This window comes from Burkholderia sp. PAMC 26561 (genome assembly GCF_001557535.2).
GTDB lineage: Bacteria > Pseudomonadota > Gammaproteobacteria > Burkholderiales > Burkholderiaceae > Caballeronia.
The window spans coordinates 2,808,529-2,823,532 of the sequence record NZ_CP014306.1 but is presented as its reverse complement, the minus strand read 5'-3'; the positions used below and the strand labels follow the sequence as shown (position 1 = coordinate 2,823,532).

13 protein-coding genes are annotated in these 15,004 nt (G+C 58.3%); 7 read left to right on the top strand and 6 right to left on the bottom strand.

The features are described 5' to 3' along the window. The first annotated feature begins 259 nt into the window (after positions 1 to 259). The 5 genes from AXG89_RS13040 to AXG89_RS13020 are packed head-to-tail and all read left to right on the top strand — an operon-like array spanning position 260 to position 4,452. Positions 260 to 1,246, top strand: coding sequence for an ABC transporter substrate-binding protein (locus AXG89_RS13040; RefSeq protein ID WP_062169884.1), 987 nt, complete (start codon positions 260 to 262; stop codon positions 1,244 to 1,246). A gap of 8 nt (positions 1,247 to 1,254) precedes the next feature. Next, positions 1,255 to 2,103, top strand: coding sequence for an ABC transporter ATP-binding protein (locus tag AXG89_RS13035; RefSeq protein WP_061999304.1), 849 nt, complete (start codon positions 1,255 to 1,257; stop codon positions 2,101 to 2,103). Then, complete coding sequence (locus tag AXG89_RS13030; RefSeq protein ID WP_062169883.1) at positions 2,100 to 2,858, top strand: ABC transporter permease; 759 nt, start codon at positions 2,100 to 2,102, stop codon at positions 2,856 to 2,858. Before AXG89_RS13035 ends, AXG89_RS13030 begins: the two co-directional genes overlap by 4 nt. Beyond that, complete coding sequence (locus AXG89_RS13025; protein WP_061999302.1) at positions 2,855 to 3,646, top strand: ABC transporter permease; 792 nt, start codon at positions 2,855 to 2,857, stop codon at positions 3,644 to 3,646. The genes AXG89_RS13030 and AXG89_RS13025 overlap by 4 nt, the downstream gene beginning before the upstream one ends. A 32-nt stretch (positions 3,647 to 3,678) precedes the next feature. After that, a complete protein-coding gene (locus AXG89_RS13020) occupies positions 3,679 to 4,452 on the top strand; it encodes a glutaredoxin domain-containing protein (RefSeq protein WP_236873336.1) in 774 nt (257 codons plus the stop codon). A 102-nt stretch (positions 4,453 to 4,554) separates the two neighbouring features. Here the strand turns inward: AXG89_RS13020 and AXG89_RS13015 are convergent, their stop codons facing one another. The 4 genes from AXG89_RS13015 to AXG89_RS13000 all read right to left on the bottom strand — a co-directional run bounded on the left by AXG89_RS13015 (position 4,555) and on the right by AXG89_RS13000 (position 10,490). Then, a complete protein-coding gene (locus AXG89_RS13015; RefSeq protein ID WP_062169882.1) occupies positions 4,555 to 6,507 on the bottom strand; it encodes a putative bifunctional diguanylate cyclase/phosphodiesterase in 1,953 nt (650 codons plus the stop codon). A gap of 202 nt (positions 6,508 to 6,709) precedes the next feature. After that, a complete protein-coding gene (locus AXG89_RS13010; RefSeq protein WP_062170587.1) occupies positions 6,710 to 7,417 on the bottom strand; it encodes a nitroreductase in 708 nt (235 codons plus the stop codon). 168 nt (positions 7,418 to 7,585) lie between these two features. Further along, positions 7,586 to 8,785, bottom strand: coding sequence for an MFS transporter (locus AXG89_RS13005; protein ID WP_062169881.1), 1,200 nt, complete (start codon positions 8,783 to 8,785; stop codon positions 7,586 to 7,588). 550 nt (positions 8,786 to 9,335) lie between these two features. Continuing rightward, entirely contained in the window at positions 9,336 to 10,490 is a 1,155-nt protein-coding gene (locus AXG89_RS13000; protein WP_061999299.1) for a porin, read from the bottom strand. Positions 10,491 to 11,126: 636 nt separating this feature from the next. On the opposite strand from AXG89_RS13000, the gene AXG89_RS12995 reads away from it, so the two are divergent. Further along, on the top strand, positions 11,127 to 11,441 hold the full coding sequence (locus AXG89_RS12995) for a DUF4148 domain-containing protein (protein WP_062000832.1): 315 nt from the start codon (positions 11,127 to 11,129) through the stop codon (positions 11,439 to 11,441). Positions 11,442 to 11,609: 168 nt separating this feature from the next. Here the strand turns inward: AXG89_RS12995 and AXG89_RS12990 are convergent, their stop codons facing one another. Together AXG89_RS12990 and AXG89_RS12985 are read right to left on the bottom strand one after the other, a co-directional pair. Further along, complete coding sequence (locus AXG89_RS12990; RefSeq protein WP_062169880.1) at positions 11,610 to 12,542, bottom strand: carbon-nitrogen hydrolase family protein; 933 nt, start codon at positions 12,540 to 12,542, stop codon at positions 11,610 to 11,612. Positions 12,543 to 12,581: 39 nt separating this feature from the next. After that, positions 12,582 to 13,904 (bottom strand): MFS transporter, encoded by a 1,323-nt coding sequence (locus tag AXG89_RS12985; protein ID WP_082771417.1) that lies wholly within the window; start codon positions 13,902 to 13,904, stop codon positions 12,582 to 12,584. An 85-nt stretch (positions 13,905 to 13,989) separates the two neighbouring features. Here AXG89_RS12985 and AXG89_RS12980 point away from each other — a divergent pair, with 85 nt between their 5' ends. After that, positions 13,990 to 14,991, top strand: coding sequence for a LysR family transcriptional regulator (locus AXG89_RS12980; protein ID WP_082771416.1), 1,002 nt, complete (start codon positions 13,990 to 13,992; stop codon positions 14,989 to 14,991). The last annotated feature ends 13 nt before the right edge of the window (positions 14,992 to 15,004 follow it).

Genomic DNA, 15,004 nt, shown 5'->3' with positions numbered 1-15,004 from the left:
CAGGATTTTGTCTCAATGGAAACGCAAAGTTGGGCTCGCTGAAAGTGTAGGACAAAAAGGTGCCCACGCGCTGCTTCTAATTGAGACAAGACACGGAAAACCACGCAGTAGATCGCCACAAGCCTTTACTGACAAGGCTTTCAGGGTTTTTAGGTGTAAACAAGCATGGCGACAAATCAAGCTGAGGACTAAAAGTATCCTACAATTTTTCCATAAATCTCTGATCAAAGTCTAACAACGACCATTCAGGAGACCCCCGATGAAGCTCAACCGCGCGCTGGCGCGACTTGCCGTGCTGACGGCGCTACTGAGTCCGGTACTGGCAGCGACGCATGTGCAAGCCGCAACGCTGACTGTCACACACTGGATCGACGGCATGTATGGGGTTCCCTTCGCGGTCGCCCTCGACAAGGGCTATTTCAAGCAAAACGGGGTGGACGTCACGGGCTTCATTACATCGGAAGGCGGCGGCACGTCAGTGCGCAATGCAATGGCGTCCGAGATTCCCTATGGCGAAGTTGCGTTGCCGGCTGCCATCGCTGCGATCAAGCAAGGCGTGCCGATCACGATCGTGCATAGCGGCGTACAGAGCGTGGCGGACCTGTTGTGGGTCCAGCTAAAGGCATCGAACGTGAACGGCATTGCGGACATGAAGGGAAAGAGCATTGGCTACAGCAGCCCCAAATCGATGACCGAGATGATCACGATCGTCGGTCTCGAACGTGCCGGGCTCACGGGCCAGGTACAGCGCAAACCCGTCGGCGCTTCCGGCACGATGATGATTGCATTGCAGCAACACGCGGTCGATGTTGCCTACATGACGGAGCCTGCCTACAGCGCGCGCAAGGACCAATTGAAAATCGCATTTCGCTCGACCGATATCGTCCCGGCCGAGACGCAGACTGTAGGCGTGGTGCGAACTGATTACCTGAAGGCGCATCCCGAAACGATCAAGGCGATCATCGATGCACGCGCCAAGGGCGTGCAATACATTGCCGCGCATCGTGAGGAGTCCGCGCAGATTCTCGCCAGGGCCTACAAGATCGATCTGGCGGTTGCGAAGTCGGCCATCGACAACTGTCTCGATACCGATCCGCACTACTGGAGCACCGGCCGTTTCAACTACACGAGCATGGACGAAGTGGTGAAAGGTCTCGTGCTGATCAAGGCAGTGGAACCGGGCCCGTTCGACTGGCATGCGATCGTCGACGAATCGATGCTGCCCGCGAGTGATCGCTCAAAGTGAGGCCAGCGATGAAATCCCTGCCCTTGTCCGTCGTGCCGGCAAGCAACGTGGAGCGTGGCGAGTCGGAGATTCACGCGACGCTCACCGATGTCACACGGTTCTATGCCGCCGAGCATGGCAAGCCGCCCTTTCACGCGCTTGGGCCGGTCAGCTTGAGCCTGCAGAAAGGCGAGTTCTTTTCGGTCGTCGGCCCGTCGGGTTGCGGCAAATCGACGTTGCTCGATGTCATCGCCGGACTCAACGCGGCGAGTTCCGGCACGGTGATGTTCGAAGGCGCTGCCGTGCGAGGCAAAGTGCCGGAAGGCGTCGCGGTGGTTTTCCAGGAAGACGCAACGTTCCCCTGGCTCGATGTCTACGACAACGCCGCATTTGGCGCACGCCGTGCGGGCGTGTCCGAAAGCGAGATCCGCGAACGGGTCGAGCATGCGCTCGCTTTCATGGGCCTGAAGGCGTTCACGCATTCGTATCCGGTCCAGCTCTCGGGTGGCATGCGTCAGCGCGTTTGCATCGCGCGTGCAATGGTCGTGCGTCCGCGGCTCATGCTGCTCGACGAACCCTTCGGTGCACTCGATCAACAAACTCGTCTGCTGATGGGCGAGGAGATGCTGAAGCTCTGGCGCGAGACTGGCGCGACTGTGATGCTGATCACGCATTCCATCGATGAAGCAGTGCTGCTATCGGATCGTATCGGCGTGATGTCGGCGTGTCCGGGACGGTTCATTGAAACGATCCATACCGGCTGGTCACGGCAGCGCGACAGCAACACCGCACTCGATCCGCGCTTCGGCGAACTGACGGCGCGCGTGTGGGGACTGCTGCGCAGTGAAGCGCTCAAGGCTCTCGGGAGTCAGACATGAAAGTCGCGGCGCGCTGGCGCCTGGCACTGGTCGTGCTCTTCGTCGCGACGCTGGAGGTGGCAAGCCGGCTTGCGTGGATCGATCCGGTGTCGTTCATACCGCCATCCAGAATGGTTGAAGGTGCGTGGGCGTTGCTGGCCTCCGGCGACTACACACACGACATTCTGCAAACGCTCGCCAATGCGACACTCGCGGTATTGCTGGCGGTGACCGGTGGTTTCGCGTTCGGCGTAGGTCTGTTCCGGCTGCCGCGCTTGCGGCGCGTGATCGACCCGTTGCTTCTGTCGTATTACGCGGTGCCTATTTTTGTTGTGTATCCGGTCCTGATCGTGATTTTCGGATTGAACCGCTGGCCGCTCGTTGCTATCGGCTTTCTGTTTGGCGTCGTCGCAATGGCCGCCAATACACTTAATGGACTCGAACGCGTGCCGCGCGTGCTGCTGCGCTCCGCACGCGCCATGCGCATGAGTGCGCTCGATGAGATCCGTCTCGTTACGCTGCCCTCGAGCCTGCCATTCGTGTTCACTGGCATCAAGCTGACCGTGGTGTATGCGTTCATTGCGGTGATCGCCGGCGAATTCGTTCTGGCGGGATCGGGTTTCGGTTTCAGGATCGCTTACGCGTACAACAATTTCGATAACCCCACCATGTATGGGCTGATGCTGTTACTGCTGGTTTTTGTCGGCACGCTGAACATGCTGCTTCATATGGCCGAACAGCGTCTCTACAGCCGCACACGGAGGAGCCCGGCATGAGCACCATTGCGACGGCTGCCCTGAAGCCAAAACGCTCCGCCTCACGATGGAGCGACAGCGTCCTGTTGATCGTGGTCCTGCTTGCGCTGTGGCAAATTGCCAGTTCGCTATTGGGCGATGACGTCCTGCCCGGTCCATGGGCCACCTCCGTCCGCCTTAAGGCAATCCTGCAAGACGAAGACTTTCCAGAGAACTTGCGGGTGACGTCGATTGCGTTTTCGCTCGGCTTTGCGATCTCGTGCGTCGGCGGCGTTTGCCTGGGTCTGGTCCTCGGCGTCAAGCGCCTCGCGGGCGACGTGATAGAGCCGATCCTGATGGCGTTCTATGCTATTCCGAAGATCACGCTCTACCCGGTTGTCCTCCTCATGTTCGGACTGGGCCTCTACGCCAAGGTCACGTTCGGCGTGATCCACGGCATCATTCCCATCACCGTATTCACAATGGGCGCCGTGCGCAACATGCGGCCGGTTTTTGGCCGCACTGCGCGCGCCTGCCGCCTGTCGCCAGTTGCATATGCGCGTTACGTGCTGCTTCCCGCTGCCGTTCCGGAAGTGCTCGCGGGCTTGCGCATCGGCTTCTCGCTGACGCTGCTCGGTACGCTGATCGGCGAGATGTTCGCGTCGCAAAGCGGCATAGGCCACATGCTAATGATTGCGATGGGACGCAACGACACGCGAACCATCATGGCGCTGGCGATCCTGTTGTTCGTGTTTGCAACGGTAGTGAACCTGTTGCTGCTGAAGTGGCACCACAGCCTGGCAAAGTCGGACAACGGATTGAATTCCTGATTGATTTCACCAAAGTCGATTCTTGGGGAACGATGATGACCGAAACACTGAACGCAGCGCGCATCAAGGTTTTCTGGCAGCCCGGATGTTCGTCGTGCTTACGAACCAAGGAATTCCTGACTGAACAGGGTATCGAGTTCGAATCACTCGACGTTCATAACGATCCTGATGCGCTCGCGCAACTCGTGGAACTGGGCGCTCGCAGCGTACCGGTCGTTTCAATCGGCAAACGTTATACCTTCTGCCAGTCAATCCACGATGTCATCAAGTTCCTCGACCTCAAGACGCGCGTCATGGACCCGCTGCCTCCCGCGCAACTGGTGGCCAAGCTCGACCTTCTGATGAGTGCGAATGCCCGATACATTCGCCAGTTCACCGCGGAGCAATTGAAGACGCCATTCCGCAACAGGCACCGGACGCCGGCCGGGCTGGGCTTTCATATGTTCCGCGTGGCCGAGATGGGAATGCAGGCCGCGCAAGGTATTCCATTGCGCTTCGAGTCCTTCGATGAACTTCCGCCCGACGACTGGAGCGGCGAGGACATTGCTGCCTGGGGTGAGCGTGTACATGCGAAATTCCTGGACTGGTGGGCGGCAGAAAGCGACCCGATGGTGAACTACAGTGTCGAGACCTACTACGGCACCCGGCCGTTCCACGAAGTGCTGGAGCGCACCGCCTGGCACGCGGCGCAGCATACGCGCCAGGTCATGCTGATGCTGGAAAGCGATGGCATCGCGCCTGATGGACCGCTGAGCGCAGCCGATCTCGAAGGACTGCCCGTGCCACACGAGGTGTGGGACCGGTAGCATCGAATCACCCGAGCTTCCTCGGCCCGGTGCTTTCGCGCCGGACCCGTTGAATCGGCAGAACATCGTGACTAGCGGTTTCTCCGTAAGCCAACGCGATGGTCATTGGTGTTGAGACCTCGTCATCAGGCATGCAAGCGCATCTTGTTCGCTCATCGGTTTGCCAAACATATAGCCTTGGCCCGAGTTGCAGCCAAGCGCCACCACAGCATCCCGCTGCTGGTTGGTCTCGATTCCTTCGACCGTGCATTCCACTTTCAGCCTGTGGCACATGTCGACAACTGTCCGCACGATATCCCGACACGCTTTGTCCAACTCGATCCCTTCGATGAAGCTCCGGTCGATCTTGATCTTGTCGAGCGGCAACCGGTGCACATAACTCAAGCTCGAATGCCCCGAACCGAAATCATCGAGCGCAATGCGCGCACCGAGCCTGCGCAAGGCAGCGATCGAAGCGCACGCCTGGTCGATATCCGGCATGACAGTTGTTTCCGTGACTTCGAACTCGATGCGCGCCGGGTCAATACCACTGTCCCTCACAATATCGATGATGCGATTCGTCTGCTCGCTCGACGAGAGATCGCGAACGGAAAGATTGAACGAGACGAAGACGTCCGACGGCCATATTGTCAGCACCGCAAGCGCCTTTGTCAGCAGGTTCGTCGTCAGTAGATGCACAAGGTCAGAGCGTTCCGCGACGGGGATGAACTCGTCCGGACCGACGACTCCGAGCTTGCCGTTGGTCCAGCGTGCAAGCGCCTCGAAGCCGACGATCTGCGTCGTGTGCAAATCCACGATCGGTTGAAACGCGAGCGTCATCTGGTCGTGATGTACTGCGAGCCGCAATTCCTGCTCGATAACACTTGCCCGACGGATTTGCGTTTCGTGCATGGAGGAGAAGATCGCCGACGAACCGCGCGCCGTTCGTTTAGCAAAATACATTGCATAGTCGGCGCGTTCGAAAAGTTCTTCCGAGGTCACGCCGGCGTCGGGGAACGTAGCGAAGCCTACGGAGCCAAGCAGTCCCACTGTGGCGTCGCGAATGAGCACATCGTCCTTGAGTGTCGCGCAAATCAGGTTGCCGAGCATCAACAACTCTTCGCGCGTCATGTCCCGATCGATCAGGATACCGAATTCATCGCCACCCAGCCTCGAAACCTGTGTATGGATGCATGCAATGCCAACCAGCCGGTTCGCTGCCTCCGAGAGCAGCCGGTCGCCGACCGAATGCCCGTAGGCGTCGTTCACTTGCTTGAAGCCGTCCAGATCGATCAGTCCTACGGCGAAACGGCGCTTCTGCGCCTCTGCGCTTACAAGCATGGCGTCCAGCGACGAAAAGAAACTGCGCCGGTTCGGGAGGCCGGTCATGCTGTCGAGATTGGCAAGACGGAAATTGTCGTCACTGAGCGTCTGCGTAGCGGCCTGTTGCTTGAGCAATTGTTTCTTCGAATCGATCAGGTTCGCAAAGTCGCGGTAGTTGATGAACAAAATGACCATCATCGCTAACGCGACGAGCGCAATGTTCACGGCAATCGCAATGAATACCGGTTGTCCGCTCAGAACGAAAAAGATGGTCCACGGAATTACGACGATTGCGGTGAGAAGCAATGCGGCCGGACGCAGGTGCATCAGGCAGAAGATGCAGCCTATTACCGTGATCGACATGTAAAACGCAATGTGCGCCTGCGCGTAGGCATCGCCATATTCGTAAAGCTTGAGCGCCCAGGCGGTAAAGGCGATGCCGAACACGACAGTCAGACGGACGGTCTTTCGCAAAAGGCTGACAGCCTTGTCGTGAGACAGATAGATCGCGCGACGCTGCCACCAGTGGATCGCGCGCCACAAGCAAACGATGCAAAGCGCTCCTGGCAAATACACGCCCAGCCACAAAGGCGCCAGGCGAAAATGCGTTACGCATACCGCGATGGTATTGACAACGAGAATGAAGTACAGGAGCGGCAACTGGCGTCCAAGCGCCGAGAGTTGCGAACGGGTCAGTTCCGGATTGTCGTCGCAAACGCGCAACAGCGATCGAATCGAGTTCGAAGATCGCATGGGGTACTACCTCTCTCAGGATATTTTTTGTACGTCGCCACTACTTTATGGCTTTCGATCGTAATTACGGCATTTTTGAGCGCAATCTTGAGTTCGGCGGCCACACTAGATAACCGCGGCAGCCGCTTGACTGTCGAGAGAGTTTTGCTTCCCGCATCGAATGGCTGCGAGACGCAAGTGGGTATTGCCTGATCGCAGCCCGCTAGTTGAAAAAACGCGTGAAGGCCTCGACATCTTGTCGCTTGGGGCTGAATTCGTTCACTACTGCGTCAGGGTCGGCATAACCTAGCGCCATTCCGCACAAGACCATCTCATCAGGCGGGACGTTGAGGTGCTCACACACAATTTGCGGTACCTCGGCTATGGAAGCCTGGGCGCACGTGTGAAGGCCTCGTGCGCGCGCAGCCAATGCGATACTCTGAAGGAACATGCCGTAATCGATATAACTCCCTGACGCCATGCGCCTGTCGATAGTAAAAATCATGCCGACTGGCGCATCGAAGAAAACGAAGTTACGGGCCCGTTGCGCGGCCAGCCTGTCTTTTTCGTGCCGTTCAATGCCAAGTGTTGCATAAAGCCCCCAGCCACATGCGCGACGACGACTGAGGTACGGCTCTTCTATCGGGTTCATGTAGAAATCGTACTCCCGCATGACGTCGCCATTGTTGGAAAGATAGGCCCCCTGCATTGCATGCGTCAGCCTGGCCAGTGTCTCGCCCGTCGCGACATACACATGCCACGGCTGGAAATTCGATCCGCTGGGTGCGTGAGATGCCAGGCGCAAGACGTCTTCAATCTGCTCACGCTCCACCTCTTTATTCAGAAATGCACGCACCGAGCGTCGCGTCAGCAGCGCCTCATCTACCGTCCCGGCCGAGTCCACCGATAATTTTTGCTGATTCACTTCCATCATTTCTCCTTTCAGGCGAATGGCCACGCCATTTTTCCAGGATGACCATCGTTACTTGTCGACCGGCGACCGGAGCCATGCGAAGGCGCTTTGAACGAGGCGCAACGCTGCCGTCCACGATATCAAGACTGAAACATGCCCAGGACAGCCACTGGAAAGCGTGACGTGCTACATAGAGGATGCGCGTCGGGCCACGCGCCAGTTGAATACGGCGCCCAGTGAAAGTAGCACGGACGTTCCGAGGAACACCGCACGCATACCAACATGACCGCCGACGAATCCGCCCATCAACGGCCCCGCGACTTGTCCCGCGAACTGCGCGGAGACGCAATACCCCAAAACGGTTCCCGCCATGTGGTCCGGTACGCAGCGCCGGATTGCGGCGATGACACAAGGCATCAGGCCGCCCAGCGCAAGCCCCATCAAAAATCTCAAGCCGATCAGTTGCCAGCCCGAATTGACGAACGCCTGCGGAATCATGAGGAGCGCCGCCATGACCAGTGCGAACACGATAACGGTGGAATATCCGATGCGGTCCGCCAGCTTCCCCAGCCGCGATGCCGACAAAATGCTGCCCGACGCGGCCGCGGACATCGCGAGTCCCGCGAACATCGTTACCTGCTTCGGGTCCCTGACCAACGTGCCCACATAAACGGTGATGATCGGCTCGATCGACATGTTGGCGAACATCAGCAACAGTGATGTCGCGAGCATGGCGATAACCACAGTCTTCGCAGAAATTTCAGACCAACCGCGTTTTGGTTTCGGTTCGTTTCCCCGAGGCTGCCGGGGCGCTTCCTTGACCAGAAACACCGTCGCAAGAAAAGCGATAAAAATCATGGCGCCTGCGCACCAGAACGTTGCGCGGATGCCGATCAACGGCGGCAGCGACCCACCCACCAACGGTCCAAGCAGATTGCCCGCCATGACGCCGGACGACAGCATGCCAAGCGCCCATGCCGAGCGATCGCGCGGCGTTTGCGTGGCGACAAGGATCGTGGCGCCAGAAGAGTATCCGCCGGCAATACCCGCAAGCAGGCGCAACCCGACAAGCTGCCAGACATTGGTCGAAAATCCAATCAGCGACATGACAATCGCCATGCCGAAGCTCGCGCGCACAAGCATTGGCTTGCGTCCATAGCGGTCGCCGAGATATCCCCATAACGGCGCTACCAGCCCGGCAGTCATGAACGTGGCGCTATAGGCGACTCCCGACCATTGCACGATCGCTGCATGCCCGCGCACGCCAAGCTGTTCCACATAGATAGGCAAGAACGGCAGCATCAACGTCATGGCGAAGATGGTCGAGAACGACCCCAGAAGACACACGATGAGATTGCGCTGCCAATGTTCGTTGATATCTGACATGAAGATCGCGAGAGCTCCGTACCATCTATGAGAAGGAAGTCCTGCCTTCGTCCAAGGTCTTGGAGCCAAGAGCGTATTTCATTATCTGATGAATTAATTTTTGCTGCACAGGGTCGTAAGAAACCGGAGCCGCAAGCAAACGATTGAATTCTCTGCAATGGTCCTCATCAGGTCACCAGGCATTCTCTTCTGCAGACGCAGGTGGCGACCCTTGAGCGACCCTTGAGCGACCCAACAAGACGACGCCATGTCATCGCGGAAACCCTCTGCGAATACATAGTCATGCAGAAGTCTGATTTGTGCGCTGTAGCACGAGTGAATGCCTTCAGAACAAGTCAGTGTTCCATGGCAGTTGACATGCGTCTAGACGAAGACCCGGAGATTCACGGCGCGCCGCAGGAACGGCGTGGCGGCAGTGGCGGCCACAGTAGCCATAAGCGGCGGCGCAACCGTCGCGAATCCAGATCGGCCAGTGCAATGGCGACGGCGTTCGCCAAGCTCGAGCGCGTCACTCAAGTACGAAAACCGTCGCCTTCGGGAGCCGCGCGTATCAGAACTTGTGGCGCATACCCAGGATCACGAGTTCCTGGCTGGCTGTGCCGTTGAAACCGTAGGAGCCAATCGATGCTTGTGCGTTCTGCGTCGTGCCGTCCGGATTGAGCTGCGTGCCGCTCGCATGCTGATAGGCGGCCACGGCGTAGAAGTCCGTGCGCTTCGAGACTGAGTAGTCGGCGCCCAGGCTCGCCTGATGGTACTTGGCCGACGTATCGCCGCTCGCCTTCGTGTACGTGTAGCCCGCGCCAAGCAGCATGGCCGGCGTCATCTGATAGTTCACGAACGCGCTGCCAATATTGAATTTCTCGGTGCTGGCAAACGTCGACGCGCCGTCGTTTTTGTATTGCGCATTGCTGTACGACGCGCCCACCGTGAACGACCCGATGGCGTACTGGATCGCACCGCGCGCGATGCCGAGCGATTTGGCGGTAGCGTAGCCCGTATTGATGGCGCCGTCGAAAATCGCGTCCGACGACGAGGTCGGATCCCAACCGTCGCGGAAGGCGCCGGCGGTCGGGTTCGGATTGGTCGCGAGGAAGTAACCTCCGGCGATGCCGAGCGGGCCGTTGTTGTACGTGACCGCACCGCTGTACGTGTAACCCTGACCCGTGCGACCGGCAAGACCGCTGAACGCATACAGGCCTTCAAACTGCAGCCCGGCAAAATTCGGCGAGACGTACTTGAGCGCATTGGACACGCGCAAGCTGTTGTCGTAGTTGTCGACGTCGCCCGGCGTCGCGAAGGCGCTGCCAAAGTAGTTGTCTTCGGTGATTGGCTGGACCATGTCGACGAGCGGATCGTACTGGCGGCCGATCGTGGCAGTACCCCAGGAATCCCCGGTCAACCCGACGAACGCTTGCCGCCCGAACTCCTTGCCTCCCTGTCCAAGCGTGCCATTGGCAATGTCGAAGCCATTTTCCAAATCGAAGATTGCTTTCAATCCACCGCCGAGATCTTCAGATCCCTTCAAGCCCCAGCGATCGCCAGAAAGCGTGCCATCAATGAACCCCCAGCGAGCGCCCGAACTGGTTTTAACGTAACCGACACCTGCATCGATAGTGCCGTATAGTGTGACACTGGATTGAGCATAGGCGGCGCCGGTCATTCCGAACAGCGTCAACGAAAGCGCACTTAAAGCGATCTTTTTCATTCTGTTCTCCACGCGATAAAAAATCAGGAAGCGAATCAGCGCAGAGCATACATCTTAAAAAAACGAGTAATTAAAGCTGTTGCCCTTTTGCAACTTGATCAAGTCAATCGAAGTCGCTGATTAATAAACGAAAGATGCCCATCGGCAAATGAATGCAGGATGGGCAGTTTAAGGGCGAGACCGTAAGCCCGCTTACGGTCTCTAACTCGCACTGAAAATGTTTGGCAACAACTTTCGTGGAAGACGCGAGTTGCTTTTAATCTAGTACAGCTTTATGAAAAAGTCAAAACCCCTCGGGCGGCATTACGCTTCCTTCAAATGTAATTACATTATGTTTTCGAATGGCAGCGGAGGCGGTTTCGTTTTCGCTTCCATTTGGTGCGGGAAATAGAATCGTCTGATTAACCAACTTTGATTTTATCGATATGCGCAATTAATAATTCCGAATTGCACAATATTAATGACGTAGTCGGCTGTTTGGAAAACGGAGTTCGATTGTCGTCCAGCCGTTATCGCAAACGCCGCAATAATGCTTTGTCTTTTCTGACATGAATATTAAGCGTGCGCTTACCTATACTGAATTCACTGAAACGCAAACGGGTGTTTGCGCGAAAACAAGATCTGGAGGTAAGCATCATGAAACTTTCAACCATCATCGTTGCAGCTGCGCTGGCTGTCCCTGCTCTCTCCGCATTCGCTCAAAGTCAACCGCTGACTCGCGCTGATGTGAAGGCGCAGCTCGTTCAGGTCGAACGGGCCGGTTACAACCCGACGACGGACCGTACGACGTATCCGGCAGAGATTCAGGCGGCCGACGCGAAGATCGCAGCTCGGAATGACCAAGCCAGTTACGGTGGCGTTGCGGATACCTCTTCAGCATCGGGTGCCTATCACGCACCGGCATTTACGGGCACAGCGAACGGAGTCAAGCCGGTCTATTTCGGTCACTAAGCCGACCTGGCAGTAGTAGCTGCGGCCCCCATGGAACGCTGACCGCTATCGACTTCGATAAGCGGTCAGCTTGCTTTTAAAGAACCTCCTCCACCGGTCTGCAACCTGGTGGACTTGCCCAGAGCCAGCGCCTGGGCTTTTTTGCGGCTGTTCAAGATTCGATGTGGATTACTTCGGCGCGAATGTCACCGGCGGCATCGGCGCGGTATTGACCGACAGATGGAACACTTCCGGCCGCGAGTAGTGGCCGGCCACATCGAAGTCGAGATTGCTGGCGCGGCCGATAGCGGTATCGATATCCGCGTAAAGAATCGTCTCTGTGTCGAACACGGGTCCGGCAAGCACCTTGCCGAGCGGATCGACGATCATGCTGCCGCCGCGCATGATGAAATCGTCGACGCCCGCCTCCATACAAAAGTCTTCGCGATAAAACGGCGGGTATTTGCCCAGCCGGATGGCCTGGCACGCACTCAACACATGCACGCGGCCCTCAAGGGCGATGTGCACCATCGACGGCGCCCAGGTCGCGCGATCGTCGGCGGTCGGCGCGCAATACAACTCCGTGCCTTGCGCATACATAGCCTGCCGGAGGGCCGGCATGTAGTTCTCCCAGCATATGACGGTGCCAATACTGCCGAGCGGCGTATCGACCGGCGCAATTGTAGAGCCGTCACCGAAACCCCAGATGATGCGCTCCTGTCCCGTCGGCATAAGCTTGCGATGGTAGCCCGCGACGCCTTTGCCCGGCACGAGCGTCACCCCCGTGCAGTACAGCGTGCGTCCCAAGCGCTCGATCACGCCAATCACCACGTGCACGCCCGTCTCTGTCGCGACCTCGGCGACCAGCGCAAGCTCGGGACCGTCGAGCGTCACCGCGCCTTCCATGTAGCTGAGAAAATGCGAGCGGCCCGCTTCGGTACGCTTGCCGACCACGGTGCCGAACGACGCACCCTTCGGATAGCCACCGAGAAATGCCTCTGGAAACACGGCGAGCGTCGCGCCTTCGCGAGCAGCGTTGCGAATCAGATTGGCGGCTTTTTCGGCGCTCTTCATCGGCTCGAAAGGAACCGACGAAGCCTGGACTACAGCAGCTTTGAACATGACAAACACTCCGGCTTGAATTGAATTTGAATCGCATGTTTAACCACGTACGATGTCCCTGTCTCTCGTTTCCGGCAAGGTGAAGTACAGGACGATGAAACAGAGCAGCGAGACCCCGGCGAGATACCACGCGGGAATGTTCGGGTTGTGAGTGAACTGGATCAACGCAGTGGCTATGAACGGTCCCGGTCCGGCGAGCACCGCCAGCGCAATGTTGTGACCGAGTGCAGCGCCTGTCGAACGGATCGAGGCGGGAAACACCTCCACGAGCAACACCACATCCATGACCGCCGTCACGGCAACGAGGGCGGCGAGCACGACCAGACCCACGAGAATCGCCGCAACATTGCCGGTGTTGAGGAGCAAGAAGATTGGATAGGCCAGTACGGTAAGACCGAGCGCCGACGCGAGCACCATCGTGCGTCGTCCGATGTGGTCGGACAGTCGTCCCACCAAGGGCTGGAAAATCGTGTACAGGACCAGTGAGATGCTGCATAGCCAGAGGGACGTGGACTTTGGCAATCCGACCGTCTGCGTCAGATGGTTGTTGGCGTATGTGATGAAGTAGTAGAGCGACACGCCGAAGAGTGCCGAGAACGCGAGCGTCATCACCATGGCTTTCGCGTATTCGCCGCGCGCCGGTGGCGCGGTTGCGTGGCTCGCGCGTTGGCGTTGCACTTCTTCGTACACCGGCGTGTCGCCCAGGCGTCTGCGGATGTAGATCGCCACCGCCGTCATGAAGACGGACGCGACGAAGGGCATGCGCCATCCCCACGACGCCACGGCGGCCTCCGGCAGCGACACCGAGATCACGGCAGCGATAAACGTGCCGCACAGGAACGCCGCGCCGGCCGTTCCCGTGATGACGCTAGCAGCCGTCGCACGCCGGTTGCGGGGCGCACTTTCGACCATGTAGATGCCCGCGCTCGACCATTCGCCGCCGACCATCATCCCCTGCACGAAGCGCAGCAGCACCAGCAGCGCGGGCGCGGCAAGACCGAGCGTGGCGTAGCCCGGCAACAGGCCGATCAGCGTAGTCGACAAACCCATCCCGAAAACCGTGATGATCAACACTGCACGCCGTCCAAGCCGGTCGCCGAGCGGTCCGAGCACAAGCGCACCGAACGGTCGCGCCAGAAAACCCACGGCGAACACCGCAAGGGACGAGAGCAGCGAGACGCCCGGCGCTGCCAATGGAAAGAAGGTCCTGCCGATAATCGCCGCGAAGTAGCCGTAGATCGCGAAATCAAACCACTCCATGAAATTGCCGATGCCGACCGCAATCGCCCGCTTGCGTAGGTCGACACCTTGTTCGGCTACCGCTTGGGTGGCCAGCGTGCTATCCATCGTTATCTGTTTCATCCCGAACTCCCGAAAATTGCAGTTGCATGACTGAGTGGCCTCAGTGTAGAAATCGGGAACGGATTCAATCAAACGAATGTTAAAAATGACCATCATTAATGTAGCTAATATCAGCCGGATGGATCTGAACCTGCTGGTTGTGTTCCAGTGCCTCATGAACGAGCGCAGCGTGACGCGTACCGCGGAGATCCTGAGCTTGACGCAGGGTGCGGTCAGTTCGTCATTGAAGCGGCTACGGGAACAGTTCGGCGATGACCTGTTCATCAGGGGCGCCGGTGGTATGACGCCGACACGCCGTGCACTCGAACTCGCACCGAAGGTGAGCGAGGCGCTCGGCGCGGTCTCCACGTTGATCGACGGGCGCAGGCAATTCGCCGCCGAAACCTCTCGCCGCGTGTTCAACATTGCAATGTCGGACGACATCGAGAGTTGCGTGTCGCCGATGCTGGTCAACGAGGCGCAGTCGCGCGGGCTATCGGTAGGTTTCGCGTTCCACCAGACCAACAGCTCGCTATGGAAGCCAGTATTCGACGAGCGCGACGTGGACCTTGTGCTTTGCTCAGAGCCGAAAGCGTTCAGCTCGCGCTATTCGTCGCAGATCCTGTTTTCGTCGTCGTACTCGTGTCTCTACGATGGCGTGCGGTTGAATCTGAAAAGTCCGATCACCCGCGACGAATATCTTTTGCATCACCACGTGTGCGTGTCGTTCGACGGCCGCCGTGGCTTCGTTGACGATCTGCTGGAAAACGAGGGCATCGCGCGCAGGGTCTCGGCGTCGTTTACTCATTTCTCAGGCATGCTCGCAACGCTTGTTTATAGCGATGCCATTGCCACGCTGCCGACCTTTGCGGCCCATGCTTACGCGCGCATTGCGCGCTTGACGGTGAGTCCGGTGCCCATCACCGTGCCGGCCTTTCGCGTATTCATGATCTGGAAGGCGGCGCAGAACGACGATGAGCAAAATGCGTGGCTTCGTTCTTTTGTGATCGACACGACGCGGGAGTTGCAGTTCGCGGGCTCCTATGGGATTGCGGGCTCGCCGCGTAGGAAAGGTGCCAAAGCGCCCACGACGAAACTGCGCAGTTGACCGCTTGTATTCA

Coding starts and splice junctions, on each gene's coding strand:
- AXG89_RS13035 (WP_061999304.1), top strand. CDS start 1,255: ATGAAATCCCTGCCCTTGTCCGTCGTGCCGGCAAGCAACGTGGAGCGT.
- AXG89_RS13040 (WP_062169884.1), top strand. CDS start 260: ATGAAGCTCAACCGCGCGCTGGCGCGACTTGCCGTGCTGACGGCGCTA.
- AXG89_RS13005 (WP_062169881.1), bottom strand. CDS start 8,785: ATGTCAGATATCAACGAACATTGGCAGCGCAATCTCATCGTGTGTCTT.
- AXG89_RS12990 (WP_062169880.1), bottom strand. CDS start 12,542: ATGTTCAAAGCTGCTGTAGTCCAGGCTTCGTCGGTTCCTTTCGAGCCG.
- AXG89_RS12980 (WP_082771416.1), top strand. CDS start 13,990: ATGACCATCATTAATGTAGCTAATATCAGCCGGATGGATCTGAACCTG.
- AXG89_RS13030 (WP_062169883.1), top strand. CDS start 2,100: ATGAAAGTCGCGGCGCGCTGGCGCCTGGCACTGGTCGTGCTCTTCGTC.
- AXG89_RS12995 (WP_062000832.1), top strand. CDS start 11,127: ATGAAACTTTCAACCATCATCGTTGCAGCTGCGCTGGCTGTCCCTGCT.
- AXG89_RS13000 (WP_061999299.1), bottom strand. CDS start 10,490: ATGAAAAAGATCGCTTTAAGTGCGCTTTCGTTGACGCTGTTCGGAATG.
- AXG89_RS13015 (WP_062169882.1), bottom strand. CDS start 6,507: ATGCGATCTTCGAACTCGATTCGATCGCTGTTGCGCGTTTGCGACGAC.
- AXG89_RS13020 (WP_236873336.1), top strand. CDS start 3,679: ATGATGACCGAAACACTGAACGCAGCGCGCATCAAGGTTTTCTGGCAG.
- AXG89_RS13025 (WP_061999302.1), top strand. CDS start 2,855: ATGAGCACCATTGCGACGGCTGCCCTGAAGCCAAAACGCTCCGCCTCA.
- AXG89_RS13010 (WP_062170587.1), bottom strand. CDS start 7,417: ATGGAAGTGAATCAGCAAAAATTATCGGTGGACTCGGCCGGGACGGTA.
- AXG89_RS12985 (WP_082771417.1), bottom strand. CDS start 13,904: ATGAAACAGATAACGATGGATAGCACGCTGGCCACCCAAGCGGTAGCC.